Origin of the sequence: Acidovorax sp. SUPP3434, assembly GCF_030159015.1 — a bacterium.
GTDB lineage: Bacteria > Pseudomonadota > Gammaproteobacteria > Burkholderiales > Burkholderiaceae_C > Paracidovorax.
Window position 1 is genome coordinate 192,653 of record NZ_BQXL01000004.1, and the last position, 26,312, is coordinate 218,964.

A 26,312-nucleotide genomic window follows, 5' to 3' on the forward strand; every position below is an offset into this window, starting at 1 on the left:
GGAAATTCCCATCCAATCGGCCTCTAGCGCATATTCCACTAGGGCGATCTGCTATCAAAAAGAGAGTATTCGATTTTGTCCCCCGCGCATTTCGTTCTGCACGACGTCTTTGGCTATGACCAGTTCCGCGGCCCCCAGCAGGCCATCGTCGAGCACGTGATCGCCGGCGGCGACGCCCTGGTGCTCATGCCCACGGGCGGCGGCAAGTCGCTGTGCTACCAGGTACCGGCCATCGTGCGGCGCGATGCGGGGCGGGGCGTGGCCATCGTGGTCTCGCCGCTCATCGCGCTCATGCACGATCAGGTGGGCGCGCTGCACGAGGCGGGCGTCGATGCGGCCTACCTCAATTCCACGCTCGACTGGCAGCAGACGCAGGAGCTGGAAAAGCGCGTGGCGCGCGGCGACATCACCATGCTCTACGCCGCGCCCGAGCGGCTGACCACGCCGCGATTCCTGGAGCTGCTGGACGGCCTGCACCAGCGCGGGCAACTGTCGATGTTCGCCATCGACGAGGCGCACTGCGTGAGCCAGTGGGGCCACGACTTCCGCCCCGAGTACCGCGCGCTCACCGTGCTGCACGAACGCTATGCGGGCGTGCCGCGCATCGCGCTCACCGCCACGGCCGATGCGCTCACGCGGGCCGACATCGTCGAACGGCTGCAGCTCGAAGGCGCGCAGCACTTCGTCAGCAGCTTCGACCGGCCCAACATCCGCTACCGCATCGAAGAAAAGAAGGAGCCGCTCGCGCAGCTGCTGCGCTTCATCGAGCGCGAGCACCCCGAAGACGCGGGCGTGGTCTATTGCCAATCGAGAAAGCGGGTGGAAGAGATGTCCGCCGCGCTGGTGGATGCGGGCCTGAAATCGCTGCCCTACCACGCGGGTCTGCCACCCGAGGTGCGCCAGCAGAACCAGGACCGCTTCCTGCGCGAGGAGGGCATCGTGATGGTGGCCACCATCGCCTTCGGCATGGGCATCGACAAGCCCGACGTGCGCTTCGTCGCGCACGTGGACATGCCCAAGAACATCGAGGGCTACTACCAGGAAACCGGCCGCGCCGGCCGCGACGGCCTGCCGGCCGACGCCTGGATGGCCTACGGCCTGCAGGACGTGGTCAACCAGCGCCGCATGATCGACGAAAGCCCGGCGGGCGAGGAATTCAAGCAGGTCATGCGCGGCAAGCTCGACGCGCTGCTGGCCCTGGCCGAGGCCACCGATTGCCGGCGCGTGCGGCTGCTGGGCTATTTCGGCGAGCCGTCCGAGCCCTGCGGCAACTGCGACAACTGCATCAGCCCGCCCGCGGTGTGGGATGGCACGGATGCGGCGCGCAAGCTGCTGTCCACCATCTACCGCGTGCACGAGGCCAGCGGCCTGACCTTCGGCACCGGGCACATCATGGACATCGTGCGCGGCAAGGACACCGAAAAGGTCAAGCAGTTCGGCCACGACCAGCTCTCCACCTTCGGCCTGGGCAAGGATTACTCCGAGGCGCAGTTGCGCGGCGTGCTGCGCCAGCTGCTGGCCACCGGCGCCGTGGGCCTTCACAAGGTGATGCTGGAGAGCGGCCACAGCTTCGACACGCTCAGCCTCACCGACGGCTCGCGCCCGGTGCTCAAGGGCCAGACGCCGGTGCAGCTGCGCGAATCCACGGCCGCCACGCCGGCCCGGCGCACGCGCCGCAGCGCCGCCCCACCGGCCGCCGCGGCCAACCTGGGGCCGGACGCGCAGGTGCGCTTCATCAACCTCAAGGCCTGGCGCGCCGAGGTCGCGCGCGAGCACAACCTGCCCGCCTACGTGATCTTCCACGACGCCACGCTGGCCGCGATCGCCGAACGCAACCCGTCCACGCTGGACGATCTGCAGGGTATCAGCGGCATGGGCGCCAAGAAGATGGAGGCGTATGGGGCCGAGGTGCTGCGGGTTTGCGGGCAGGGCGAGAGCACCGTTGGATGACACCCGCCTGACACCGCGGCCTTAATTGATTCAGCTCGTAAGAAGACTGGATCAGGTGTAACGCGCCCGGTACCATCCGCCGGCGTTCGCTCTCGAACGCTGCGCCGGGCGTTGCCATGGCCCCCGGTCTTGCCCGAAGCGCATGGCCTGGCGCGCGCATGCTTTGCCTGTCCTTCCTTGGGGCCAGCGCACCGTGTTTCCTTCTTTTTCTAGGCGGATGTCCATGGTTTCCCCCTCATCGTCATGTCGCAGTGCCTGCCCGTCGGTTGGCGTGCCCGCCGCCACCCGGGCGCTGGGGGTGCTGGCGTCCTTCCTGTTGCTGGCAGGGGTGGCCAATGCCGCCTCCGCACAGAACGACGTTCCTTCCTCCCGCCAGGTGCTGGAGTCTTTCCCGGCGAATGGCCAGCCGGTGCCTGGGGTGCAGCAGGGCTACGAGCTTTCCCTTGCTGCATGCAAGGATGCGGCCTGTGCTTTCGAGGTTCGCCTGCTGTCCGGGGTCGGGGAGCCGCTGGCCGAAGGCGGTGCGGGTGTATCGGTACTGGGGGCCACGGCGCTGGAGTGGCCTGCCTCTGCAGCGCCCGCGCAGCCGCTGGACGCCCCGCAGCCGGGAACCGGCCCGTTTCTGGCCAACACCGCCGCGTCCCGCGTCTGGTCGACGGGGGAAGAGGAAAGCACGGTCACCGCGTCGGCCAGCGCCGTGCCGGTGGAGCCGGGCAAGCCCTCTGGTGCGCGCGCCTTGCTGGTCACGCAGATGGCCGGGTTCGACCACCCCAAGCGCCGCCACGCGCTGTACGTGGCTTCGCAGGGCACTCTCAAGATGGCATGGTCGCGCAGCGAACCGCAGGGACCCTACGTGTCCCAGGTCATCGCCACGCCAGGCCATGCGCCCATGTACCTTTCCGTGTTCTTTTCCCCCGATGACGATGCGGCCGACAAGGTGTCCGCCCAGCGTCTGGCGTGGGACGCCAAACGGCAGGTGTTTTCCGAAGAACCGTCTCTGGCCGCCGTGCAAGCGGTGGTGGCGGGTTCGTATCCCACCGTCCGTGCGGCCCGCGCTGCACGCGCCGCGTCGGCCTGTTTCGCGGGATATGGCGTGGTGGACACCTGGCCTGGCAAAGGGCGGGTGCCCCACCGCTACGCGCTGATCGCACTGGCGGTGGCACCCGAGCAGGCCCATGCGGAGGCGGCGCGCCTGGGACAGTGCCAGCCAGGCCTGCAGGCACGGCAGCATCTGCTCAGTCGCCTGTCGCCGCGTTCATCTTCCAACCCCTAAGCCCGAACCATCGCACCGAGGGAGCACCATGCCGGACATCAAGGACAGCGTCGGAGAAGGCGCCAAGAACCAAGGCCACGACGTGGCACTTCTGCAAGCCATGCTGCGGGTCATCAAGGATGCCAAGAATGCGCCCTACCTCAGCGTGGATTACGACGGCAGCTACGGTGGGCAGACCCGCGCGGCGATCGAACGCTTTCAGATCGACCAGAAGCTGGCGCAGAGCCCGGTCGCCAAGGCCGCTGCAGCGAAAGGTCCTGCAGCGGTACCACCCGTGCCGGCTGCGGCGGGCGGAGCCCAGGAGACACTGGGTCTGGTCGCCCCTGGCAGCGCGACGTTGCAAAAACTCAATGCCATGCTGCCGGCCACCCACCAGGCGATGCGCTCTTCCCCCGGCTCCAAGACGGTGTATATCGCGGCTGATGCCAAGGATGCGGCCACCAGCAAGGCGGCGATCGCCAGCGATGCGGAGTACGAGCCCACCTTTCGCGCCAAGCTGTCCAACCTGGTGCAGCAGATGTACGACACCCACAAGATCGTCCTGTGGATCACGCCCACGGGCCGCCGCCGCACCTTCGCCCAGCAGGCGGCAGAGACGCAGACCAATGCCGGGCCCGGCGAGAGCAACCACAACTTCGGCCGCGCGGCGGACATCGGCTTTCGGCGGTTCCAGTGGGTCAAGGGCAACGGGGTGATCGCCACCGATGCCGACTGGCTCAACGGGCTCGAAGCCGCCAAGGCCGGCGAAGCGACCCGCTGGTGGAACGAGCGCGATCTGCTGGCCGCCAAGGAAGGGCTGCTGCCGCTGAACTTCGAGCGGGTGCATCTGCAGGCGTTCGCACAGAAGGGCGTGAGCAACCAGCGATCGCTGGCCCAGCTGTTGAACGCGGTGTCCGCGAGCAACATGCGCTGGAAAGCGGCCTACCAGGCCGACCTGCAGTCCCAGGGCAAATACTGGGCGAATGTCGGCACGGCGAAAGCCATCTGGGCCGGCAACGCGACGGTGACGAAATCCGACTTGGCCAAGGCGCGAACCGCGGCCACCGGAAAGCAGGTCAAGGATGCCGACATTGCGCAGGCCGAGGTCGACGCCATGCGCAAGACGCTGAAGGCGGACTTCCAGGCCGCCGATGACAACTGGGTGAAGTGGACCGCCGTGCCCTGATGCACGGGTCCCGGACCGGGCCTCGGTGCCTTGGACGGTCCGTACCTGCAGGCGTCTTCGCCCCTGCGAAGTTTTGCCGTTCGACATTCCATGCCCGAGGGGCCCTATCTTGAGAAATGATTTTTCCCTGGAGGGTGCCGCGCGCATCCCCTTGCCCTTCAATCCTGAGTCCACCAGCGCGATGCCTTCGGGACCGCGCTCTCCACAGGACGTGCTGTCTTGCGTCAAGGTCGCCTCGCACGAGCTTCAGGGTTTCCGGCCCATCGCCGAGAGCATCGAGTGGGACCTGGGCCATCTGCATTGGGCCCGGGCGGGGCTGCTGGCGTTCGCCGAGAACGAAGTGCCGTTCGTGGTGAACAACAGTGGGCGGCTGTCGGAAGACGCGGCCGCGCTGCTGTTCAACCACTGCGTGTCGACCGAGCCGGCAGGCCCGATCCATGTGCTTGAACTGGGCGCGGGCTGCGGCTTGTTCGCCCGCTATTTTCTGCAGGCCTTCAACCAGCTGTGCCAGCAGGAAGGCCGTGCCTTCGACAGGCAACTGGTGTATTTCGTCACCGATGCGTCCGAGCGCACATTGGCGCAGTGGCGCGAGCGCCGCATGTTCGATGCATTCGGGGCACAGGTGGTCATGGCGCGATGCGATGCCACCCGGCCGACCGAGATCCGCCTCGCTGACGGAAGGGTCCAGTCGCTGCAAGCGCTGCAGGCCGTGTTCTGCAACTACGTGCTCGACGTGCTGCCCGCCACGGTGCTGCGCCGCCAGGGGGAACGCATCGAGGAACTGCGCGTGCGCACCCGGTTGACCGACAACGCCGACCTGGTGCGCCAGTACACCCCCTTGGGCCTGGAGGAGATTCGGGCCTTGGCGAATGCCCACGATCCGGACCAACGCGCATTGCTGCTGCCGCTGGCAGGCCTGTTCGATTACGAGGTGGACTTCTTTCCGCTGGAGGGCGAACTGCCGCCATTTGCCGAGCAGGCGCTGGAGCGGGCCGATCCGGTGCCGAAGCTGCTGGTCAACCACGGGGCATTCGGCGCACTGCACACGCTGCAGGGGCAGTTGGTGGACGGGGGATTCATCCTCATCAACGACTATGGTGCCAGCACGCCCCAGGCAGCTGCGGAGTCGGCGGCGCCCCAGCGCTTCGGCAAGACCAGCGCGATCGGGCTGAATTTCCCGCTGCTCGGGCAACTGTTCGACCGCGACGGCTGGCGCGTGGTGGTGCCGGAGGGCGATGCCACGCGCGCCATCCATGCCCGCCTGTTGGTCAAGGCGGAGCAGGAGCGCACCATTGCGGCGTTTAGTAACCGCTTTTGCGCCGATGCGCAGCAGTTCTTCGATGGCCCGGCGCAGGACGCGCGCGGGCACCTGCAGGCCGGCCGGCAGGATGCTGCGCTCGAAAGCTACCGCCTGGCCATTGCGCGCAATCCGCGGGACTGGCGGCTGCTGGGCGAGGTGGCGGAGTTCGTGGGCATCCAGTTGCGTGACTTCGCCGCAGGCATCGAGTTGGCGCGCAGCGCGCTGGACATCAACCCGTGGCTGAGCGCCTGGCTGTGGAACGTCCTGGGCGATTGCCTTTATTGCCTGGAGCGGCATGGCGAGGCCCAGGAGGCGTACTTCCAGGCGCAGCGCATCGATCCGAAGGACGCGCGCACCCAGCTCAACCTGGCCTATGCCTGGCAGCAGCGCGCGGATTTCGAGAAGGCGCTCGGTGCGGTGGCGCGGGGCCTGGCGGGCGACGTGCACGGCATCCACGGCCCCCGCCTGCTGGAAAAGCAGCAACAGATCCTGGCCCAGATGGCATCGCTGCGGGCCACGGAAATGCAGCGCTCCGCAGAGCGCGCCGCACGGCTGCAGGCGGCTTAGAGCGGCGGCCTGCTTCCCGCCTGGGGCCCGGCCGGCGCCCCGCGGCCCTTGGCCGGTATCCGGTCCTGCAGCATCGTCTGCGTGATCGCGCGGCCCACCTGTTCGAAGGCCTTGCCGGCCTCCTTCATCTCGTCCAGCCCCTCGGCGCAGGCGGCCACCACGATGGCGTTGCGGCCGTTGTCCTGCGGGTCGATCACGCCCATGTGGCAGGCCCGGTGCAGCTGCGTGCCGGTCTTGTGGATGAACCGCACGGTGCGCGGCAGGCCGGCCTCCAGGCGGTAGGCGTCGTAGGTGTCGAACTTCAGGTCCTTGTAGAGCAACTGCTGGTGCGCCGGCGAAACGAGCTGGCCGCGCACCAGCTTTTCCAGCATGGCGCCGTAGCCCTCCAGCGTGGCGGTGTTGTGGTTCGTGCGGTAGTAGCGGTCGTAGGCCTCGTCCAGGGTCTGCACGCGCAGCGCGGAGGGCGTCACGCCGAGCGTGCGGGCGAGCGCCTGCAGGCGCTTGGGGCCCACGGGGGCGCCTGCGATGCGCACCAGGTCCATGTTGGAGAGCCGGCGCGCGTCGGGGTGGGCCTCGGCATAGACCTGGTAGCGCACCTCGGTGAAGTTGGTGATGCGGCCCACGCCGCGGCCGCCCAGCAGGGCTTGCGCGCGCTGGTTCAGCGTGTCTTCGCCCACGGCGCGGATGAGCATGTTGGCGGCCGTGTTGTCGCTCTCCATCAGCATGCGCTGCAGCAGCGATTGCACGCTGTGGCGCGTGCCTTCGGGCTGCCAGACCACGGCGCCCGAGCCGTCGACCTTGTCGCGCGCCTGCACCACGAGTTGCTGGTCCAGGCGCAGGCGGCCGGCTTCTGCCTCCTGCAGCACGGCGATCGCCACGGGCAGCTTGACCGACGAGGCCAGGTACCAGGGCCGGTCGGCCGCATGCGCGAAGGTCTCGCCGTTGTCGAGCCGCTTGACGTACAGGCCCAGTTGGCCGGGCGTGGCCTGTTCGATGCGTTCCACCTGCTGGCGCAGCGCATCGGCCCAGGCGGGCGCGGCATGGGCGGGCTCAGGGTGGGTCGTCGTCCACGCCAGCGCCAGGACCAGCAGGGCCAGCGTGGCCCCCCGGGCCCGCGGTGCCGGAAGGGGCCGCGGCGCGGCTCGGCACGGTTTGGCAGGGAGTTTCATGGGGTTTTCCATCCGACAACAGGCCCGACTGGCAGAGGGCGATGCCGACCTGCCGAAGCGTGCGGTCGGACCGGGCCGTGGACAGTTCGCCGCGCGTGCAGGCCACCACGATCACGCGCCGGTCTGTCGGCAGGCGCGGTACCGTCACGAGGCCCGAGTCGCATGTTCGGGCGCGCTGCGTGCCGGTCTTGTGGGCGAAGCGCGCACGGGTGGGTAGTCCGGCCTTGATGCGGTTCGGGCCGGTCTTCACCCGCTCCATCACGCCCAGCAGGTAGGCCGTGTGGCGCGGCTCCAGGAGCTTGCCTTCCACCAGCTGCGCGAGCAGTTCGGCGTACGCATCGAGCCGCCCGGAGTTGAGCCCACTGGCGTAGTAGGCCTCGTAGGCCTCGCCCACCGACAGGGGCCGAAGGCCATCGGCCGGCACCCGCAGCAGGCGTGCAAGGGTGGCCTTCACATCGGCATCGGTGCGCTGCTGGTGGAGCGCGATGAAGTCGCGCCCCGACAGGTGCACGGCTTCGGGCGTGAGCTGGGCGTAGGCTTGGCGCCGCACGTCCGCCAGGTGCGTGATGCGCTCGAAGCCGCCCGGCACCACCGACTGCACCAGCGCGTTCACCTCGCGCAGGCCGACGAGGTCGATCAGCATGTCGCTGGCGGTGTTGTCGCTGTACACGATCATCTGCTCCAGCAGCCAGCGCACGCTCAGCGCCGCGCCCACCGGCTGGTTCTTGGCGGGCCCGGCGCCGTCCACGTAGTCGGTGGCGCGCAGGGTGAGCGGCGTGTCCAGCGTGTAGTCGCCGCGCTCCACGCCGCGCAGCACGGCGATGGCCACCGGCACCTTGATGGACGAGGCCAGGTACCAGCGCTCCTCGCCGTGAAAGGAGAAGGACTGCCCCGTGTCCAGGTCGCGCACGTGCACGCCGAAGGCCGCGCTGCTGTGCGCGGCGACGCGGTCCAGCTCGCGCTGCAGGGCCTTGGCCCAGGGCGGCGCAGGGGTGGTCGCCGGGGGCGAGGGGTCGGGCGGTGTGGCGAGCGCGGGCGGCGGCAGCATCAGTGCCGCCCCTGTGGTCCAGGCCAGGGCGATGGGGCGCAAGCGTGCGAAGGCGATAGAGGGCATGCGTGGCGTGTGAGGACAACCGGGAAGGGATGCGAAGCCGCCAAGGTACACCGGCCCCCGGTCCGGCGGCGTAACACCCCGTGCGGCGTGGGTGTGGGACAGGAGCGCATGGCCGGCTGCGGGCACTGTTTTTATAATCAGTGCCTTCGCGCACCCCCCACCCTCACACGCACTCACGCACCCGGCCCCCCACCGCCTCCCCACCATGCCCGAGCCCACGCTCACCCGTTCCCACCGCACCCGCCTGATGCAGATCTGGCGTTCGGCCGGCTGGCCCTGCCAGGACGCGCTGGAGATCGACCTGCTGGCGGCGCACATGGTCGCGCTGCACACCGTGCCCGAGGGCCACGCGGTGCTGCGCCTGACGGACGCGGGCATCCAGTGGCTGGCCGAGGCCCGCCAGCGCGGCCTGCGGGCCCTGAGCGCGCACGACCGGCTGGCCCAGCGCTTTGCCGAGCACCTGCTGGGCGCCGGCCGCATCGTCTGGCGCGAACTGTCGCTGCGCGCCGCCATCGAGCCGGCGCCCCCGGAGGTGGCCCTGGCCGCCGAAGGGCCCGCCGCAGCGCCGGTGGCGGGCCGTGCCGCGGAACCGGGCCGGCTCTGGGCCGATGAGGCCGATGCGCCCCCGGCCCGCGCCGCCGCCCAGGTCTGGCGCATGGCGCGGCCCGATCTGTTCTCGGTGCGCAACACCACCGTGCCCGCCTACCTGCAGCCCATGGTGCACGAGGTGAAGGCCAGCCGCGCCGACCTGCTGTCCGACCTGCGGCACGGCGCCAAGCGCCAGGCCTACCAGTGGCTGTGCGAGGAGTGCTACTACGTGTTCCCGGCCGGCGTGGCCGCGCCCGAGGAGATTCCCGAGCAGTTCGGCGTGTGGGTGCTGCACGGCGAGATCGACCACGGCCGGTTCGAGCTGCTGCGCCCCGCCCGCCACGCGGGCTGCAGCCTGCCGTTCGCCGTCTGGATGGCGCTGTGCAAGGCCACGCCGCTGCGCAGCGAGGGCGAGCCGGCGCAGGGGCTGCTGGGTGAGGGGCTGGCCGGCCTGGAGGATGCCGACCTTTCGCGGGAGGCGGCCCGGGGGCCGGCGCCGGACCCTTGCGAGGGCGCCGCCTGATGTACACCGTGGCCGTGCGCGAGCTGTGCGAATTCACGGCCAAGCAGGGCGATCTGGACCTGCGCTTCACCCCCGCGCCCACCGCGCTCGAAGGCATCGCCGGCCATGCCACCGTGGCCCAGCGGCGCATGGCGGGCCGGGGCACGGGCGCCGGGCCGGGCTACGAGAGCGAGGTGGCGCTGGAGGGCCACTACCGCCACCTGCATGTGCGGGGCCGGGCCGACGGGTTCGATGCCGCCGCGGGCCGGCTGGACGAGGTCAAGACCTTCAAGGGCCGGCTGGACCGGCAGCCCGACTCGCACCGCGCGCTGCATTGGGCGCAGGCCAGGGTCTATGGGTGGCTGCTGTGCCAGGCGCGGCAGCTCGCGCGGATCGACGTGGCGCTGGTGTACTTCGACATCGGCAGCCAGCAGGAGACGGTGCTGGTCGAGCCCTGCACGGCCGACGCCCTGCGCGCCCACTTCGAGGCGCAGTGCGAGCGCTTTCTCGGCTGGGCCGAGCAGGAGGCGGCCCACCGCGCCACGCGCGATGCAGCGCTGCGCGCGGCGGTGTTTCCGTTCGGAGGCTTTCGCACCGGGCAGCGGCCCCTGGCCGAGGCCGTGTACCGCAGCGCCACAGCGGGCCGGTGCCTGCTCGCGCAGGCGCCCACCGGCATCGGCAAGACGGTGGGCACGCTGTTCCCGCTGCTCAAGGCGGCGCCGGGCGAGCGGCTGGACAAGGTGTTCTTCCTCACCGCCAAGACCTCGGGCCGGCAGGTGGCGCTGGATGCGCTGGCCCGCATCGCCGCGGCGCAGCCGGTGGCGGACCCGGCCGCTGCGCCGGGGGGCGATGGCGCACAGGCCCCGGCGCCTGCCGGCCGCCTGCCGCTGCGCGTGCTGGAGCTGATCGCGCGCGACAAGGCCTGCGAGCACCCCGGGCAGGCCTGCCACGGCGAGTCGTGCCCGCTGGCCCGGGGCTTCTACGACCGCCTGCCGGCCGCGCGCGCGGCGGCGCTTTCGCCCACGACGGGCGGCGGCGACCGGCCTCTCCTAGACCAGGCCCACGTGCGCGACGCCGCCCTGGCCCACGGCGTGTGCCCCTACTACCTGGGCCAGGAGCTCGCCCGCTGGGCCGACGTGGTCGTGGGCGACTACCACTACTACTTCGATGCCGGCGCGCTGCTGCACGGCCTGGCGCAGGCCAACCAGTGGCGCGTGGCGGTGCTGGTGGACGAGGCGCACAACCTCGTGGAGCGCGGCCGCCGCATGTACACGGCCGAGCTGCTGCCCGATTCGCTCTACCAGGCGCGGCATTCGGACACCGCCGCCCGCGTGCCGGCGGTGAAGAAGGCGCTCGACAAGGTGCGCCGCGCCTGGGTGGCGCTGGACAAGGCGCAGCCGGGGGCCTACGCCGTGCACGAGGCCTTCCCCGCCGCGCTGCTGGTCGCGCTACAGCAGTGCGGCAGCGCCCTGGCCGACCATTTCGCGGAGCACCCCGAGCAGATGGACCCGGCGCTGCAGGCCTTCTACCTGGAGCTGCTGCACACCCAGCGGCTGGCCGAGTGCCTGGACACGCATTCGATGGTGGACGTAACCCGCGCCCCCGGCGGCGCGCCCGGCAGCTCGGTGGTCTGCCTGCGCAACGTGGTGCCGGCGCCGTTCCTGGCGCCGCGCTTCGCGGCGGCGCACACCAGCACGCTGTTTTCCGCCACGCTGCAGCCGGCGCGCTACTACGCCGACCTGCTCGGCCTGCCGACCGGCCATGCCGGCGTGGACGTTGCCTCGCCGTTCCAGGCCGCCCAGCTGCGCGTGGCCGTGGCCCGCCACATCTCCACGCGCTACCCGGACCGGTCCGCCTCACTCGTGCCGATCGCGGACCTGATGGCCCGGCAGTTCGCTGACCGGCCGGGCAACTATCTGGCGTTCTTCAGCAGCTACGAATACCTGCAGCAGGTGGCCGAGGCGTTCGCGCGGCGCCACCCGCAGGTGCCGCACTGGCTGCAGTCGCGCCGCATGCAGGAAGCCGGGCAGCGCGAGTTCCTGGCGCGCTTCACCGAGGGCGGCGAGGGCATCGGCTTCGCCGTGCTGGGCGGCGCGTTCTCCGAGGGCATCGACCTGCCGGGCCGGCGCCTGATCGGCGCGTTCCTGTCCACGCTCGGGCTGCCGCAGATGAACCCGGTGAACGAGCAGATCCGCCAGCGCATGCACGCCCTCTTCGGCGCGGGCTACGACTACACCTACCTCTACCCGGGCCTGCAGAAGGTGGTGCAGGCGGCCGGCCGTGTGATCCGCTCGCCCAGCGACGAGGGCGTGGTGCACCTCATCGACGACCGCTTCGCTCGGGCCGAGGTGCAGCGGCTGCTGCCGGCTTGGTGGGCTGTGGAGGGTTAGGTCTCCAATCGGCCTTCAGCACCTATTCCACTAGGGCATGTTGCTATTAAATTAGTAGCGAAAAAAAGGGCGATTCCAGCGGTTTGACATGAACACCAGTGCCAACAGCATCACCGAGATGGCAGCGGCTGCGATGAACGGTATTTCAGTGCCTCCATGTGCAATAAGCAAAGCACCAAGAGACGGGGCCGACACGATCGCGAAGGTAGACACACTCCTCAAGGAGGTGCTTACCCGCCCCAGCAAATGCTGGGGGCACAGGTTCTGAATATTGACACTCGCGCCGATGGTGAATAATTCATAACCGAAACCGTTGGTAAACCAAAGCGCCGCGAAGGACAGATTATTCAAATGGTGTGGCGCCACTTTAATAATAACTGCCGAAGAAACGATGGCGAGCGAAAAAATAACAATGCCATGGCGGATAAGAAATCCTGCCTCCTTGTTCTTCAAAAGAAACCGTACCAAGAATGCCGCAGTGATTGCCCCTGCCGCAGTGCTCGAAACGATGAGGGAAAAAACGGTGGTGTCGAATCCCTTTGATCTGACAAAAGAAGCCAAATGGGGGTCGTAGATTGCCAAGGCCAGTGAAGCCCCGATTGTCAAGCACATACTAATCAATAAAGCGGGAGGGAGGCTGCTGAATGATTTGAAGCCGTCGATGAGATTCATCGCGAGATTTCTGACGCCACGGATATTTTCCTTGATTGGAAAGTCGATGCCCTTGAACAAGCGCGGTAGTACCAACACGCAGATACCAGTCGAAGCTGCAGATACGAAAAAGACCCGTTGGGCTGGCACTGCCAGAATGAGCAAACCTGCCAATGCCGGGGTGGCGATTTTGGCCAATTGATCCAAGGCGCTCAAGCTTGAAAAATAGCGGGTGCGAACATTTTGGTGGATAACTTGGTTCGTGATAACGGCGCTAGATGGCCAATAAGCCAGATTGGCCAAACCTTTTGCCAGCACCAAAATAGCAAAGATCCAAAATGACGGGGCAACGGCAATGAGAACAGTGAAAAAGGTGCGGAAAATCGTGCCCAAGAGCATCAACTTTCGGGGGTCGCTTCGGTCAAGAAATGCGCCAAAGATAGGGCCAATGATTAAACTAGGTAAGCCATAGAGGGCCGCGACCAATGCAACTTCAGAAGGGGACGACTTCCAAATAAAAGAGGCCACTGAAAAGATTAAAAAAATATCTATCCAGGAAGCAAAGCCTGCCAATGTCTGAATGCACAGCAAAAACCAATACTTGGATTGGTGATTTTTTTGCATGTTAGGGAATATTTTTGGGTTTTGGAGTAAAAATTCTGTTCTCAAAAACAAAGCCGTCTAGGCCATGTTCTTTTGCGAAATGAATCAGATCACTAAGTCGGTTTAAAAAACCTCCTCCGTTAAAATTCAGTGAGGTGTTGCATAGCACTCCCAGGCCAGTGTATTTTTTGAATTCCACTAATAATTCAAATATATCGGCATTATTTTCTGGCGTGATCGACTGAGGTCTGGCCGAATTGTCTACATGGGTGACGGCTGGAATTTTGTCGGAATTGACATTCCTGAAATGCAGCATGTACGGGCTGGGGACGGAGGAGCCGAAATACTCCTGCATGTCGTTGGCTAGGCATATTGGTGCAATTGGACGGTAGGCTTCCCGCTTTTTGATTTTGTTGAGCTTTGCCAGCATGTTTTTGGTTGAAGGGGATGCCAGTATGGATCGCGCCCCCAGTGCGCGAGGTCCCATTTCATAGCGACCGCGCATCCATCCTAGAACAGCCCCATTTGCGAGCAACTTGGCAAATGCAGGCGCAGCGTAATCGAAGATGTCCCAACCGCTGAGATCGGGATTGTCATCGTAGGGAGATTCTCCGGCGTAAACGTTCCACTTGACTTTTGCATGGCCACTGAGGAAATGTTGCGCATCGATCGCCGTTCCGATGGCCGAGCCACTGTCATTCACGCACGGCGGAATGAAAAAATCCTCGAATAACTGGCTGTCTACCCATTTTGAATTCCATTCACAGTTGAGGCCGCATCCTCCTGAAATGATGAGTGGATGTTTTCCATACAGTTTTATTGCAGATCGCGCCGCCTCTTCAAACTTCGAATAGATGGTATCGGATAATAATCGGGCCACATTGGAAAATTTTTGACTCGTAACGCCGCAATTATAATATTTGCTATTTTTGAGTTTTTCTTTATCTAGCGTGTTTCTAATATCGCCAGTGGAAAGAATTCGACTGATGAGTTCCTGAACCTCAAGGTCTACCCCGCTGGGCTGGGCATAAGCTGCGATGGCCATCAGCTTGCCCGCATCGCTGAGTCTGACGAGTCCAGGCTTCAATTTGAATTCAGCGTCTGCGAGCCCGAAAAGGAACGCGTAACGTACCCCCGGATAAGTCATGACATCGCCGATTTTCTTGATTTGCACGTTCTCGTCGATGAAGTACCACGCGCCGAGATAACCTTCCCAAAGAAGAACATAACATGCCCGCCCCTGTTCCCATGGCGAAAGCCCATAGCCGCACATCAAATGGGAGCGGGCGTGACTAGAGCTGAAATAAGTCGCGGGTTGGCCCCAGATCGTTACCGCTTTTGATATGACACCATCGGTGTTCGAATACCCAGCTTCAATCGAAAAACCTTCAGGGTCTGAGCCTTTGCTCCAACCGCCATAAGCCAGCACATTGGGCTGTTTTTCTCCAGTGAGCATCAATTTCAACAGCGTGTCTCCGGAAAAATCGCTGTATCGGCGGCCATTGTCTTTTTCCGATTCTAGGGAATAGATTAGCTCGCCATTTTCAATCAGAGCGGCTGTGCCGTCATGACCGGGTTTTATGACTAATATACATAAATCCTTAATGGATGTTATCAACTAAACTCCCCCTGTTATCTTGCGGGTTATTCTATCCACACTGTTTCCACTGCCTGTGCCTCCGCCCACGACCAAAATTGGATGTTCGATATCCGCAGAACACTCCAGAATTTCCGCAAGCTCCCGGTCGTGAAAATAACCGGTAAGCCAAGGCTTCAATTCCATGGCTGTGATCAATAGATTCAGGGTTTGGGAGAGGTGGCCCACTTCCATCAACATCGGGCGGTAGGCTCGGGAGTGCGGATATTTCCACCACATCTTGTCGAATCGTGAGGTCATCACAATGGCGAAAGCCATGTCGTTAGCCCAATCTTGATGGCATAAGTAAGTGCCTATCGGTTCCTCTGGAAGTGCCTTGATGAACTCTAATTCGTGTCTTTTCGACAGGTAGTGGTATATGCCACTAGGCAAGCCTTCGATATTGATTGCCCATAGATAGGGTTCGGTGCATTGCAATCCCCCAGCAGCTGGCGAAGTCCGCTTGTATCCATAGACAGATAGATTTTCCATATTTTCGTCTGCCTTGATATCACCAAAGGCGCAGTAGAGTAACGTTGAAATCTTTCTGAGAGACACGGGCTTGCTATCGAAATCCCTGCAGGTCCGCCTGCTGAGCAAAGATTCCCACAGATTTGCACTATTCAGTTCTTTTAATTCGAAATCCGGTAGGGCAAATCGGGTGCCTCCTTTGATGATTTCGACCGGCGGCATGGCATCACGAATAGAGGCGCAGAAATCCAAGTATGAAGCTGCATATTCGTGTGAGCTTGTGGGCGACTGCATTGATTCTGGCGCTAGGGGGTGCTGGGTGCCATAATGAAAAATATGAGACAGCCAATCCCAAGACCATTTTTGCTCCCGAAAGGCATCAACTAATACCTCTGCATTGGAAATATCTTCGTCAACCTGCGTTTTTTTGACAAAGGCCCCCGTTGAAAATTCAAGCAGGCGATTAAGATGCTTGGGTGTTATTTCGAATTGTTGATGTTTTTCATAGTCCCAAAAAATCAATTTTCCCGCATCTATTTTTAGAAAGTGAGAAGGCTGCAGCCACTTCATAACTGTAATTGGAGAATTTATTGAAATGGGTGAACACAAGTTCACCCATTGCTGAGTTAATTATTTTCTGATCGCGTGGTCTCGATATGCGTCATTGGATTGGCATTTCAATGGCGATTCAATTTGAATTTTCTTCATATGATGATCCTTAAGATTTAAAACGCCGCGAAATTGCGACAGAACAATATTGCCACCAAATAGGTGTCTGGAAAGGTAATATGAGAAACATCAACAAAATAAAAATAACTTATCTGCGAAGAAATAATTTTCTATATAAATTTTATTTAATATAATTATTTGAATTTTTTATGAATTGCTTCCCCCAATCCAGTGGGCTAATAAAAAATGATAGTGCGTCGATAAACAGGGCCTACGATGGCGGAAGCCGTGGTGCCGCACCTGTAGCCGGACGGTGAGTGGCAGAGAGTTTGGTCTCCAATCGGCCTCTAGCGCATATTCCACTAGGGTATGTTGCTATTTAATTTGTAGCATTCGACTGAATCGATCTTGCATGCCTGCGCATCGAAACAGAGCGCGGCGCGACGGTGGCGCGGCTTCCGCGAGGGGTGCCGCGCCGCCGGGGTCATGCGGCTGCGTTCGCCGGGAAGTCCGTGGACGCGGCCAGCGCGCGCCACTGGGCGGTTTCCGCCTGCACGAACGCGTGCTTGTCGGCAATGGCCTGCAGCGTGTCGGTGCCCAGCGGCAGGCGCAGGGGCGGCGAGGGGCTGTCCACCAGTTGCAGGATGGCCTGGGCCAGGCGCACGGGGTCGCCGGGCTGGTTCAGGTGGATGCGGCGGGCCGCCTCGCGCACGGCGCCGGCGCTGGCGGCGTAGTCCTGCACGACCCGGGGCGAGATCGCCAGCGACGCCGTGTCGAGGAATTCGGTGCGAAAGTAGCCCGGCTCCACCACCGTGGCGTGGATGCCCAGCGGTGCCAGCTCGGCGTGCAGGGCTTCGGTCAGGCCCTCGACCGCGAACTTGGTCGAGCAATACACGCCGAAACCCGCACTCGATTGCACCCCGCCCAGCGACGAGATGTTGATCACGTGGCCGGCGCGTTGCGCGCGCAGGGTGGGCAGCACGGCACGGGTCACGTTCAGCAGGCCGAACACGTTGGTGTCGTAGAGGCTGCGCACCTCGTCGGCGGTGGCCTCTTCCACCGCGCCCAGCAGGCCGTAGCCCGCGTTGTTGACCAGCACGTCGATCCGGCCGAAGCGTTCCAGCGCGGCGCCCACCGCCTGGCGGGCCTGTGCCTCGTCGGTCACGTCCAGGGACACGGCCAGCAGTGCGTCATGGGTGCCCAGCCGCTGGGTGACGGACTGCGCGCTGCGCGAGGTGGCCACCACGGCATCGCCCCGGGCCAGCGCGGCCTCTGCGATGCGGGCACCGATGCCGCGCGAGGCGCCGGTGATCAGCCAGACGCGGGGATAGGCAGACGACGAAGCGGAGGTGGAAGCGGAAGTGGCAATGGAAGCGGTGGCGGTCATGGAAAGGTCCTCGGGTTTCTATTGGCGGTCTGCTCGGTCTGGCAGGCCGGTCGATCCGGCTGCCGTGGGTGGGACTTTAGGCACACCATTGCCATTGCACTAGCCCATAATCCCTCGATTCATACGCAAGCAATACTTGTCAATCGACGGTCAATCAAGGGGGAATGCCATGGCCATCAACGAACTGCGGGCCATCGCCACCTTCGCGAAAGCCGCCGAACTCGGCAGCCTGCGCCAGGCGGCCTCGGCACAGGGCGTCACGCCGCAGGCGGCCAGCCTGGCGCTGGCACAGCTGGAGGCGCACCTGGGCGTGCGGCTGTTCCACCGCACCACGCGCAGCCTCAGCCTGACGGAGGAGGGCCGCCGGTTTCTCGATGCCGCGCAGCCCGGGCTGGCCACCCTGCAGCGGGCGGTGCACGGCGCGCGGCGCGGGCGTGAGGAGATTGCCGGGCCGCTGCGCATCACCGCGCCGCGGTCGATGATGCTGGAGGTCATCTGGCCCGTGGTGGACGCGTTCTGCCGCCGCTATCCGCAGGTGGAGCCCGATGTGCAGCTGGACGACCGCATCGGCAACTGGGTGGAGGACCGGGTGGACGTGGGCTTTCGCTCCGGCTACCCGCCCGAGGGCGGGGTGGTCGCGCGGCGCCTGATGGCGCTGCAGCTGGTGGTGTGCGCCACGCCGGAGTACCTGGCGCGCCATGGCGTGCCGTTGCGCATCGAAGACCTGGCTGGGCACCGCTGCAGCGGTTTTTGCCACCCCGCCACGGGCAAGCCCATGCCGTGGGAGTTCCGCGTGGGCGAAGAGATCGTGGCCCATGCCGTCGCGCCGGCGTTCTGCGTCAACGACATCGAGCTGGAGGCGCGCGCCGTGCTGGGCGGCCACGCGATCGGCCAGCTGGTGGGCACCACCGCCGCGCCGCTGGTGCGCAGCGGTCGGCTGGTGCCGGTGCTGACCGATGTGGTCGCGCACCACCTGGGCCTGTATGTCTATTACGGCAGCCGTGCGGCCCAGCCGGCGCGGGTGCGCGCCTTCATCGACCTGGCGGTGGACATGCTGGCGGACAACCCGGCGTTCGGCCTGAGCCCACAGGAGTTGGCGGGGGCCAGCGCGGCGCACGCGAAGGCGCTGAAGAAAAGCCACAAAGCCGCTGCCGCCCAGGCGCCGACCCGCTCGGGGTGACGCGCCAGGCGGGCCCCGAATCCAAGGTGCCGGGTGCCGGGCGCATCACCGTGGCGTGCCCGCGCATCGCCCGTGTCAGCCGCGGCGCAGCCGGCACGCCATCAGGATTTCGTCGTGGTATTGGCCGTCGACGCAGAGGTACTCCCGCTCGACGCCGTACGCCACGAAACCCAGCGCCCGGTACAGCGCCACCGCCGCCGTGTTCGACGCGGTCACCCCCAGGTTGACCTGGCGCACGCCCAGCGGCTCGACGGCGTATTCCAGGGCATGGCGCAGCAGGCGACGCCCCACGGACCGGCGCCGCGCTTCGGGCGCCACGTACATGCCCCAGAGGAACGCCTTGTGCGAGAGCTGGCGCATGTCTTCGCGCTTGATGCCCACGGTGGCGACGAGCGTGCCGCCGTCGAAGGCGCCCAGCACAGCCCGGCCGGGCTGGGGCTGCAGGCGGCGTTCGAAGTCGGCCAGGGGCGTGGCGGCCTCTTCCTCGTAGCTGGACGAGAACGCCTGCGGGTATTCGCGCAGCCCGCGCAGCCGCAGGGCGGCGAACGGCGCGGCGTCGCCGGGGGTGAGGGGGCGCAACTGCAGGGCGTCGAGGTCGGGGGGCATGGAGGGCATGGGTCAAGCGGGGCGGCCGAGAAGGGCCGGGGGCCGGGCCGTCGCGGCGGCCTCCGGGGGCGGGCGCACGATCCGGCGCGGGGATGCGTTCCGTTATACCAACCTGCGCGGTGGCGGCGGGTTGGCGAACCGCCAGAATCGGTGCACAGTTCCGCGAACGCACCGCCCCACCGCCGACCGAGCCCGCCACCCCTGACCCCGCTCCACGCCATGTCCGCCTCCATCGATCCGCCCCGCGCGCCGCTCGCCCCGGTGGCGCGCGTGCTGGCCGAAGCGGCGCTGCAGCGGCAGAACACCCTGCTCGGCGTCGATGCCTCGGGGGTGCCCGCGGCGAGCGGTGCCGATGGCGGCACCCCGGTGCCCGGCGCGTTGCCCCTGCCCCCCACGGCGCAGCGCCCGCCCCTGCCCGCGCCGGCCGACCGCGTCAGCATTTCTCCGCAGGCCCGCCAGAGCCTGGAGGGCGCGGCGACCGGGCCGGCGGGCGCGGCATCCGCCGCCCGTGTGGCCGTCCCGGGGCCGGGCGCTCCCGCCACGGCAGCGCCCGCCGCTGGGCTTTCCGGTGCCGCACCCGCACCGGGCGCGGCCGCCGTGCAGGGCCTGCCCTGGCCCACCAGTGGCGTCGGCGCCCCGTTGCGCCAGATGCTCGGCGCGCTGCTGCAGCAACTCACGGCGCCCACGGGGCGGCCGCAGCAGGTCGCCGTGGCGCAGCCGTGGCCCGCGGCCCTGGCGCAGGGCGCGGCGGACGAGCTGCCGCCCCTGCAGACCTGGCTGGCGCGCCAGGGCGTGGTGGAAACGGCCGATGGCCCGCGCGGCTACGCCCTCACGCTGCGGGTGCCGGCGGCGTGGCTGCAGCAGCAACAGCCGTCGGCGGCGGCAGGCGGGTCGCCAGCGTCGGCAGGGGCCGGCCCGGCGGTGCCCGGCGAAGCCTCGCCGCCGCTCGTGTTCGCGGGCCGCCCGCAGGCGCTGCAGTCGGGGCTGTTCGCGCTGGTGCTGCAGTCGGGCGAGGGCGCGGCGGCCAGCCGCACCAGCGCCCTGCTGGCCCTGGACCTGGCGCCGCACGCCCAGGCGGCGGCCGTGGTGTACGGGCGGGACATGCTGGCCCTGCAGCGCTCCGATCCCTGGCTGCAGATGGCCGCGCTGCAGGCCAGCGGCTGGCGCCCCGAGGACGACGAGGCCGGGCGCAGCGGGCAGGGCGAGGCGTGCGACACGGCGGGCTGCCCCTACGCGGGCCGGGCGCCCTGCGTGCAGCCCTTTTGCGTGGCGCTGCGGGTGTTCGAGGCCGGCGCGGCGCGGCCGGCGGGCGATGCGCCGCAGGGCTCCGGTCCGCCGCCCTGACCGGCGTACGGGCATGAAAAAACCGCCAGGCCCGGTGGGGCGCTGGCGGTCCATTCCAGGGAAGGGCGCCGGCCGGGTAGGCCGGGCGGACCCTCCTCGGGCAAAGGCGGATCAGGGGTACAGACCGCGCATTTCGCGGGCGTGCAGGATGCGCTGGCACGCCACGATGAAGGTGGCCGTGCGCAGGCTCACCTTGTGTTCCTGCGCCACGTGCCAGATGCCGGCGAAGGCCTCCTGCATGATGCGCACGAGGCGGGCGTTGATCTCGTCCTCGCTCCAGAAGAAGCTGGAGAAATCCTGCACCCATTCGAAGTAGCTCACCGTCACGCCGCCGGCGTTGGCGATCACGTCGGGCAGCACCAGCACGCCCTTGTCGTGCAGGATGTCGTCGGCCTCGGTGGTCGTGGGGCCGTTGGCGCCTTCGATCACGAGCTTGGCCTTGATCTGGCCGGCGTTGTGCTTGGTGATCTGGCCTTCCAGCGCGGCGGGGATGAGGATCTCGCAGTCCACGCCCCAGAAGTCTTCCTTGGCGATCGCATCGGCGCCGGCGAAGCCGCCCACGCCGCCCGTCTTCTTGACGTGCTCCAGCAGGGCGGGCACGTCCAGGCCGCCCTGGTTGAAGATGGTGCCGGTGTGGTCCTGCACGGCCACGACCTTGGCGCCCGCTTCGGCGAACAGCTTGCCGGCGATGCCGCCCACGTTGCCGAAGCCCTGCACCGCGATGCGCGCGCCTTCCAGCGGCAGGCCCGTCAGCTTGGCGGCTTCCACGCCCACGGTGTACACGCCGCGGCCGGTGGCCTCGACGCGGCCGAGCGAGCCGCCCAGGTCCACCGGCTTGCCGGTGACCACGCCCGTGGCGGTGGCGCCGGTGTTCATGGAGTACGTGTCCATCATCCAGGCCATGACCTGGCCATTGGTGTTCACATCGGGGGCGGGAATGTCCTTCGAAGGGCCGATGAGCAGGCCGATTTCGCTGGTGTAGCGGCGCGTCAGGCGCTCCAGCTCACCGCGCGACAGCTTCTTGGGATCGACGCGGATGCCGCCCTTGGCACCGCCGTAGGGCACGTTCACGGCCGCGTTCTTGACCGACATCCAGGCCGACAGGGCCATCACTTCGGACAGCGTGACGTCCTGGTGGAACCGCACGCCGCCCTTGCCGGGGCCGCGGCTCAGATTGTGCTGAACGCGATAGCCCTCGAAGTGGGCGATGGTGCCGTTGTCCATTTCGATCGGCACATCCACCACCAGGATGCGCTTGGGGCGCTTGAGCGTTTCCACCCAGCGGGCCAGGCTGCCCAGGTAGGGGGTGACGCGGTCCACCTGCTGCAGGTAGTTGCCCCACGGGCCGAGGTCGTCGGCCTGGAGGTAGGAGGGCAGTTCGTGCTGGGTGCGGGTGCCGTTGGTGTTCGACATGAGGGGGTTTCCTTGAAGGAGGGATCAGTTCAGACGACGGAGCTTATGCCTGCCCCCGGCAACTGTCCAAGGCCGTAGTGTTACAGGTTTATGCGTCGAATGCATAACCTGGGCAGCGGGTCGCAGCGCCGTTTTTCAAGGGCCGGCCGACGGGCGGTCGCGCGGCTCATTCCACCTGGATGCCCGCCAGCGCGGGATCGCCTTCGGGGTAGCGCAGGCCGAGCCGGGCCAGCACCTCGCGCAGCACGGTGGCGATCATGAGGTTGCGATGGGTCTTGGAGTCGGCGGGCACGATGGTCCAGGGGGCCCACGGCGTGTGCGTGGCGGCCAGCAGGGTGGCGTAGGCGCGCTGGTAGTCGTCCCACTGCTTGCGCGCGGCGATGTCGCCCAGGTCGAATTTCCAGTGCTTGGCCGGGTCGTCCAGGCGCTCCTGCAGGCGCTTGCGCTGCTCGTCCCGGCTGATGTGCAGCATGAACTTCACCACCACGGTGCCGGTTTCGGTCAGCAGGCGTTCGAAGTCGTTGATGTGCGCCAGCCGCTGGCGGTGCTGCTCGGGTGTGATCCAGCCGTTCACCACGGGCACCAGCACGTCTTCGTAGTGGCTGCGGTTGAACACGGTCAGCTCGCCCGCGCCGGGCACCTGCTGGTGGATGCGCCAGAGGTAGTCGTGGGCGCGTTCGGTGTCGGTGGGCGCCTTCCAGCCCACGGCGTGCACGCCCAGCGCGCTCATGCGGCCGAACACCCCGCGCACCGTGCCGTCCTTGCCGGAGGTGTCGGTGCCCTGCAGGATCACCAGGAGCTTGTAGCGTTTGTCGGCGTACAGCAGGTCCTGCAGGGCGTCCAGTTCGAGGGCCAGGGCCTCGACGCGCGCCTTGTCGCTGGCCTTGTCGCCCTGCGAGAAGGGCTTGGCCGAGGGGTCGAAGCGGGCCAGGTCCAGGGCGGGCAGGGGGCCTTCTTTCGCCGCTGCCTTGGCCTCGGCCTTCGCGGCCTTGCCGGCCGGCTCCGCTTGGGCCGGCGCGGGCTGCCATGGCGCCAGGCGCCGGGCGATCTCGTCGGGGGTCAGGGGAGCGGGGGCGGGGGCTTTGGCGGCCATGGCGGGTCCTGGTGGGGTGGGAAAGTCCATAGTGTCGCGCGGGCCGCACAATCGTTGTCCGAGCCCCTGAACGAGAAAGCCTGCCATGTCCGTCGACCCCGCCGTGAATTCCGCCGATTCCTCCCCTCCGGTTGCCGGGGTTGCCGCGGTCGCGCAGGCCCTGCTGCAGGCCCGCGCCACCGCCGTGCCCGCCGACGCGCAGCCGCTGGCGGCGGCCCTGCCGGACGCCGATGCCGCCTATGCCGTGCAGGGCGCCGTGGCGCAGGCGCTGGGCTGGTGGTCCACCGGCGTGCCCCGGTACTGGAAGTCCGGCGGCGCGGACCGGGCGACCGTGCTCACCCACGCCCCGCTGCCCGAGGCGGGCGTGTGGGCCCATCCGGCCCAGGCGCAGGCCTGGCCGTTCGCGCTGCGCGGCATCGAGGCCGAGATCGCCCTGCGGCTGGGCCAGGCGGTGGATGCCGCCACCGCGGCCCGGCTGGCCGACGGCGAGGGCGCGCACCTGGTCGACGCGATGGCCGTGTTGATCGAGATCGTGGAAACGCGCTGGGCCCAGGACGGCGCGGTGGCTGGCCTGCTCACGCTGGCCGACCAGCAGTCGCACGGCGCGCTGGTGCTGGGCGACTGGGTGCCGTTCGATGCCGGCGCGCCGCCCGACTGGGCGCAGCAGCGCTGCACGGTGCGCATCACGGGCCAGGACGCGGTGGAGCGCCAGGGCACGCATTCGCTGGGCGACCCCGCCTGGCTGCTGGCCGCGTGGCTGCGCCATGCCACGCAGCACTTCGGCACCCTGCCGGCCGGCACCGTGGTCACCACCGGCAACTGGGCCGGTCGGCTGAACGCCCGCCTGGGCGATGCGGTGGAGGTGGCGTTCGACGGCATCGGCACCGCGAGCGTGCAGCTGTAGCCGGTACCTCGGAGTGTTGTGCTATTGAATAAATAGCAATATGCCCTAGTGGAATATGCGCTAGGGCCGGTTTTGGCTCAAAGGCCGCGCGGCCTGCCCGTCGATCAGCTCCACGAAGCGCCGTGCGCCCAGGCCCAGCGGGCGCTCCTTGGACCACACCACGTCCACCCACAGCGCGACGCCGTTGCTCAGGTTCTCGAACGGCATCTCCACCAGCGAGCCCGCCGCGATGCGCGGCTGCACCAGCGCGCGCGGCTGCCAGCCCCAGCCCAGGCCCGCCTCGATCAGGCCCAGCGCGGCCAGGTGGTTGTCGGTGCGCCAGTGGTGGCGCGCGAACACGAAGCGCGGATCGGTCTGCGCCAGGTCGCGGCTGGCCACGACGATCTGGCGCGTGGTGGTCAGGTGTTCCTCGCGCAGCAGGGCGGCGTCCGGGGGCTCGCCGCGCTCCGCGGCCGCGGCCTGCGCGGCGGCCAGCACGGGGTGGCCCGGCGCCATCACGGCGACCAGGGTTTCGCTGCCCACCTCCTGGAAGCCCTCGCGCCCGTCCATGCTGGGCCGCTCGAACACCAGCGCCAGCTGCGCGCGCCCGGCGTGCAGCAGCGCCAGCGCATCGGCCTGCGGCGCGGCCAGCACCTCGACCTGCAGCAGCGGGTGCTCCTCGGCCAGGGCCGCCAGCGGGCTGCGCCAGTGGGCGGCCAGCAGCTCGGGCGCGATGGCCAGGGTCAGGCGCTCCTCCAGCCCCTGGGTGAGGGCCAGCGCCTGCGCGTTCAGCTGCTTGAGCTGCGCCGCCAGCAGCCGCGCCTGGGGCTCCAGCGCGCGGGCCGCGGCGGTGGGGCGGGGCTCGCGGCCGGTGCGGTCGAACAGCGGCACGGCCAGCTCGGCTTCGAGGTGGGCGATGGTCATGCTCACGGCCGAGGGCACGCGCGACAGCGCCCGCGCCGCGGCCGAGAACGAGCCCTGGTCCAGCACGGCCAGAAACACCTGCACGCTGTCGGAAGAGAACGCCATGGGGCCGGAGTATCTATCAATAAAACTGAAACAAGCTGACTTTATGTATCAGCCTGACACACATACAGTGGCCCCATGTCCACGCACACCGCCCCCGCTACCCACCGCCCCACCGGCCTGCAAGGCCTGCCGCGCCGCGTGCTCTACGTCACCCTGTACGAGCTCATCGCCATCGTGGCCGCCACGGCGGCGCTGGCGTGGCTCACGGGGCAGGGGCCGGGGCATTCCGGCGTGGTCGCCGTGGCGGCCTCGGCCATCGCGGTGGTGTGGAACCTCGTGTTCAACTGGGCGTTCGAGCGCTGGGAGGTGCGCCAGCCGGTGCGCGGGCGCAGCACGGCGCGCCGCATCGCCCATGCCATCGGGTTCGAGGGCGGCCTGGTCTTCACCCTGGTGCCGCTGTTCGCCTGGTGGTTCAAGGTCAGCCTGTGGCAGGCCTTCGTGATGGACCTGGGGCTGATCGCCTTCTTTCTTTGCTACACCTTCGTCTTCAACTGGGGCTTCGACCGCATCTTCGGCCTGCCGGCATCGGCCCAGGCGGGGCCGTCCGGCGTTCAGGCCACCACGCAGGCCACCCCCCAGACCGTGATTCAGTGATTCAGTAAGGCAGTGCGAAGCCGTTGCGCCCGGCGTTGATGCGCGTGGCCGTGGGGGTGCCGTTCACCTCCTGCGCGGTGAGCGACACGCTGGCGCCCGGCACCAGCAGGCTGCGGTCGCCGCCGCGGAAGGTCACCACCGGTGCGCCGGGCGGCACGATGACGGTCTTCTCGCCACCCAGGTAGGTGAGCTTCAGCGTGCGGCCCTTGGCGGCCCCGCCGGCGGCATCGGACACGCCTGCCACGTCGGCCACGGTGGCGTTGGTCATGGTGCTCTGGGGCTGCAGGTCGAACGGGCGGTGGCCCTCGCCGGCCCCGCGCGCGGATTCGGGGAACACCGTGACGGCGATGGCGCGCTGGGTGCCGTCCGCCTGGGGCAGCGCGGCCGTGCCGATGAAGCTGCCCGGCTGGATGTCCGCCAGCGCGATCGGATAGACCTCCTGCACCACCAGCGTGGGCGAAAGCGCCAGCGTGACCGTCTGCCCGCCGCGTTCCTTGACGGTGAGCGAAGTGGGCGTGGCGGCTTCGATGGTGCCGCGCAGGCGCACGGTCTGGGCGGGTGCGGCGGCGGGGGATACCGCCGTGGGCGCTGCGGCCGGGGCCGTCTGGGCCGTGGCCGCGCCGGCGCCCAGGATCAGGGTGGCCGCCACGAAGAGCGGGGACAGGCGTGCGGGGGCGGGAAGGGGCTTCATGGCGTGGCGCGGCGGCGTGCAGTGAAAGAGGCTGCCCATGATGC

Annotated in this window: 21 protein-coding genes; 10 read left to right on the forward strand and 11 right to left on the reverse strand. The window is 67.2% G+C overall.

The annotated features are described in order from the left end of the window. Positions 1-75 precede the first annotated feature (75 nt). The 4 genes from recQ to AVKW3434_RS09870 all read left to right on the forward strand — a co-directional run bounded on the left by recQ (position 76) and on the right by AVKW3434_RS09870 (position 6,255). Positions 76-1,950 (forward strand): DNA helicase RecQ, encoded by a 1,875-nt coding sequence (gene recQ / locus AVKW3434_RS09855; protein ID WP_284405696.1) that lies wholly within the window; start codon positions 76-78, stop codon positions 1,948-1,950. Positions 1,951-2,221: 271 nt separating this feature from the next. After that, complete coding sequence (locus AVKW3434_RS09860) at positions 2,222-3,223, forward strand: hypothetical protein (RefSeq protein ID WP_284405697.1); 1,002 nt, start codon at positions 2,222-2,224, stop codon at positions 3,221-3,223. A gap of 28 nt (positions 3,224-3,251) precedes the next feature. Beyond that, positions 3,252-4,388 carry a M15 family metallopeptidase gene (locus tag AVKW3434_RS09865; protein WP_284405698.1) on the forward strand — a complete coding sequence of 379 codons (1,137 nt, stop codon included), beginning with the start codon at positions 3,252-3,254 and terminating at the stop codon, positions 4,386-4,388. A 151-nt stretch (positions 4,389-4,539) separates the two neighbouring features. Further along, complete coding sequence (locus AVKW3434_RS09870; RefSeq protein WP_284405699.1) at positions 4,540-6,255, forward strand: SAM-dependent methyltransferase; 1,716 nt, start codon at positions 4,540-4,542, stop codon at positions 6,253-6,255. Here the strand turns inward: AVKW3434_RS09870 and AVKW3434_RS09875 are convergent. Both AVKW3434_RS09875 and AVKW3434_RS09880 read right to left on the reverse strand, forming a co-directional pair. Further along, positions 6,252-7,424, reverse strand: a complete 1,173-nt coding sequence (locus tag AVKW3434_RS09875; protein ID WP_284405700.1) for a serine hydrolase — start codon at positions 7,422-7,424, stop codon at positions 6,252-6,254. The genes AVKW3434_RS09870 and AVKW3434_RS09875 overlap by 4 nt on opposite strands. Continuing rightward, a complete protein-coding gene (locus tag AVKW3434_RS09880; protein WP_284405701.1) occupies positions 7,306-8,472 on the reverse strand; it encodes a serine hydrolase in 1,167 nt (388 codons plus the stop codon). The genes AVKW3434_RS09875 and AVKW3434_RS09880 overlap by 119 nt, the downstream gene beginning before the upstream one ends. Before the next feature lie 271 nt (positions 8,473-8,743). Between AVKW3434_RS09880 and AVKW3434_RS09885 the strand changes: the two genes are divergently transcribed. Further along, positions 8,744-9,649, forward strand: a complete 906-nt coding sequence (locus AVKW3434_RS09885) for a hypothetical protein (protein WP_284405702.1) — start codon at positions 8,744-8,746, stop codon at positions 9,647-9,649. Beyond that, positions 9,649-12,018: an ATP-dependent DNA helicase gene (locus AVKW3434_RS09890; protein ID WP_284405703.1), complete on the forward strand. Its 2,370-nt coding sequence runs from the start codon at positions 9,649-9,651 to the stop codon at positions 12,016-12,018. Before AVKW3434_RS09885 ends, AVKW3434_RS09890 begins: the two co-directional genes overlap by 1 nt. A 51-nt stretch (positions 12,019-12,069) precedes the next feature. Here the strand turns inward: AVKW3434_RS09890 and AVKW3434_RS09895 are convergent, their stop codons facing one another. The 4 genes from AVKW3434_RS09895 to AVKW3434_RS09910 all read right to left on the reverse strand — a co-directional run bounded on the left by AVKW3434_RS09895 (position 12,070) and on the right by AVKW3434_RS09910 (position 17,435). After that, positions 12,070-13,293: an MFS transporter gene (locus tag AVKW3434_RS09895; protein WP_272566060.1), complete on the reverse strand. Its 1,224-nt coding sequence runs from the start codon at positions 13,291-13,293 to the stop codon at positions 12,070-12,072. A 1-nt stretch (position 13,294) separates the two neighbouring features. After that, positions 13,295-14,890 (reverse strand): carbamoyltransferase C-terminal domain-containing protein, encoded by a 1,596-nt coding sequence (locus AVKW3434_RS09900; protein ID WP_284405704.1) that lies wholly within the window; start codon positions 14,888-14,890, stop codon positions 13,295-13,297. Further along, entirely contained in the window at positions 14,891-15,949 is a 1,059-nt protein-coding gene (locus tag AVKW3434_RS09905) for a SagB/ThcOx family dehydrogenase (RefSeq protein ID WP_284394702.1), read from the reverse strand. A 583-nt stretch (positions 15,950-16,532) separates the two neighbouring features. Next, entirely contained in the window at positions 16,533-17,435 is a 903-nt protein-coding gene (locus AVKW3434_RS09910) for an oxidoreductase (RefSeq protein WP_284405705.1), read from the reverse strand. A 169-nt stretch (positions 17,436-17,604) separates the two neighbouring features. Here AVKW3434_RS09910 and AVKW3434_RS09915 point away from each other — a divergent pair, with 169 nt between their 5' ends. Next, positions 17,605-18,615, forward strand: coding sequence for a LysR family transcriptional regulator (locus tag AVKW3434_RS09915; RefSeq protein ID WP_284405706.1), 1,011 nt, complete (start codon positions 17,605-17,607; stop codon positions 18,613-18,615). A gap of 75 nt (positions 18,616-18,690) precedes the next feature. Here the strand turns inward: AVKW3434_RS09915 and AVKW3434_RS09920 are convergent, their stop codons facing one another. Next, on the reverse strand, positions 18,691-19,221 hold the full coding sequence (locus AVKW3434_RS09920) for a GNAT family N-acetyltransferase (protein ID WP_284405707.1): 531 nt from the start codon (positions 19,219-19,221) through the stop codon (positions 18,691-18,693). 219 nt (positions 19,222-19,440) lie between these two features. Here AVKW3434_RS09920 and AVKW3434_RS09925 point away from each other — a divergent pair, with 219 nt between their 5' ends. Further along, complete coding sequence (locus AVKW3434_RS09925) at positions 19,441-20,565, forward strand: hypothetical protein (RefSeq protein WP_284405708.1); 1,125 nt, start codon at positions 19,441-19,443, stop codon at positions 20,563-20,565. A 111-nt stretch (positions 20,566-20,676) separates the two neighbouring features. Here the strand turns inward: AVKW3434_RS09925 and AVKW3434_RS09930 are convergent, their stop codons facing one another. Both AVKW3434_RS09930 and AVKW3434_RS09935 read right to left on the reverse strand, forming a co-directional pair. Next, entirely contained in the window at positions 20,677-21,978 is a 1,302-nt protein-coding gene (locus tag AVKW3434_RS09930; RefSeq protein ID WP_284405709.1) for a Glu/Leu/Phe/Val family dehydrogenase, read from the reverse strand. A gap of 166 nt (positions 21,979-22,144) precedes the next feature. After that, positions 22,145-23,071, reverse strand: coding sequence for a PPK2 family polyphosphate kinase (locus AVKW3434_RS09935; protein WP_284405710.1), 927 nt, complete (start codon positions 23,069-23,071; stop codon positions 22,145-22,147). A gap of 85 nt (positions 23,072-23,156) precedes the next feature. Between AVKW3434_RS09935 and AVKW3434_RS09940 the strand changes: the two genes are divergently transcribed. Next, positions 23,157-23,975 (forward strand): fumarylacetoacetate hydrolase family protein, encoded by an 819-nt coding sequence (locus AVKW3434_RS09940; RefSeq protein ID WP_284405711.1) that lies wholly within the window; start codon positions 23,157-23,159, stop codon positions 23,973-23,975. A 60-nt stretch (positions 23,976-24,035) separates the two neighbouring features. On the opposite strand, the gene AVKW3434_RS09945 is transcribed toward AVKW3434_RS09940, so the two are convergent. Continuing rightward, on the reverse strand, positions 24,036-24,983 hold the full coding sequence (locus AVKW3434_RS09945) for a LysR family transcriptional regulator (protein WP_284405712.1): 948 nt from the start codon (positions 24,981-24,983) through the stop codon (positions 24,036-24,038). Between the two features lie 117 nt (positions 24,984-25,100). On the opposite strand from AVKW3434_RS09945, the gene AVKW3434_RS09950 reads away from it, so the two are divergent. Then, positions 25,101-25,577 (forward strand): PACE efflux transporter, encoded by a 477-nt coding sequence (locus AVKW3434_RS09950; RefSeq protein ID WP_284405778.1) that lies wholly within the window; start codon positions 25,101-25,103, stop codon positions 25,575-25,577. A 1-nt stretch (position 25,578) separates the two neighbouring features. On the opposite strand, the gene AVKW3434_RS09955 is transcribed toward AVKW3434_RS09950, so the two are convergent. Continuing rightward, on the reverse strand, positions 25,579-26,268 hold the full coding sequence (locus tag AVKW3434_RS09955; RefSeq protein ID WP_284405713.1) for a hypothetical protein: 690 nt from the start codon (positions 26,266-26,268) through the stop codon (positions 25,579-25,581). Between the last annotated feature and the right edge of the window lie 44 nt (positions 26,269-26,312).

Excerpts from the sequence above, each read along its gene's own strand:
- AVKW3434_RS09935 (WP_284405710.1), bottom strand. The coding sequence starts at position 23,071 with ATGGCCGCCAAAGCCCCCGCCCCCGCTCCCCTGACCCCCGACGAGATC.
- AVKW3434_RS09875 (WP_284405700.1), bottom strand. The coding sequence starts at position 7,424 with ATGAAACTCCCTGCCAAACCGTGCCGAGCCGCGCCGCGGCCCCTTCCG.
- AVKW3434_RS09920 (WP_284405707.1), bottom strand. The coding sequence starts at position 19,221 with ATGCCCCCCGACCTCGACGCCCTGCAGTTGCGCCCCCTCACCCCCGGC.
- AVKW3434_RS09895 (WP_272566060.1), bottom strand. The coding sequence starts at position 13,293 with ATGCAAAAAAATCACCAATCCAAGTATTGGTTTTTGCTGTGCATTCAG.
- AVKW3434_RS09930 (WP_284405709.1), bottom strand. The coding sequence starts at position 21,978 with ATGTCGAACACCAACGGCACCCGCACCCAGCACGAACTGCCCTCCTAC.
- AVKW3434_RS09885 (WP_284405702.1), top strand. The coding sequence starts at position 8,744 with ATGCCCGAGCCCACGCTCACCCGTTCCCACCGCACCCGCCTGATGCAG.
- AVKW3434_RS09905 (WP_284394702.1), bottom strand. The coding sequence starts at position 15,949 with ATGAAGTGGCTGCAGCCTTCTCACTTTCTAAAAATAGATGCGGGAAAA.
- AVKW3434_RS09910 (WP_284405705.1), bottom strand. The coding sequence starts at position 17,435 with ATGACCGCCACCGCTTCCATTGCCACTTCCGCTTCCACCTCCGCTTCG.
- AVKW3434_RS09890 (WP_284405703.1), top strand. The coding sequence starts at position 9,649 with ATGTACACCGTGGCCGTGCGCGAGCTGTGCGAATTCACGGCCAAGCAG.
- AVKW3434_RS09940 (WP_284405711.1), top strand. The coding sequence starts at position 23,157 with ATGTCCGTCGACCCCGCCGTGAATTCCGCCGATTCCTCCCCTCCGGTT.
- AVKW3434_RS09945 (WP_284405712.1), bottom strand. The coding sequence starts at position 24,983 with ATGGCGTTCTCTTCCGACAGCGTGCAGGTGTTTCTGGCCGTGCTGGAC.
- AVKW3434_RS09925 (WP_284405708.1), top strand. The coding sequence starts at position 19,441 with ATGTCCGCCTCCATCGATCCGCCCCGCGCGCCGCTCGCCCCGGTGGCG.
- AVKW3434_RS09955 (WP_284405713.1), bottom strand. The coding sequence starts at position 26,268 with ATGAAGCCCCTTCCCGCCCCCGCACGCCTGTCCCCGCTCTTCGTGGCG.
- AVKW3434_RS09915 (WP_284405706.1), top strand. The coding sequence starts at position 17,605 with ATGGCCATCAACGAACTGCGGGCCATCGCCACCTTCGCGAAAGCCGCC.
- AVKW3434_RS09865 (WP_284405698.1), top strand. The coding sequence starts at position 3,252 with ATGCCGGACATCAAGGACAGCGTCGGAGAAGGCGCCAAGAACCAAGGC.
- AVKW3434_RS09880 (WP_284405701.1), bottom strand. The coding sequence starts at position 8,472 with ATGCTGCCGCCGCCCGCGCTCGCCACACCGCCCGACCCCTCGCCCCCG.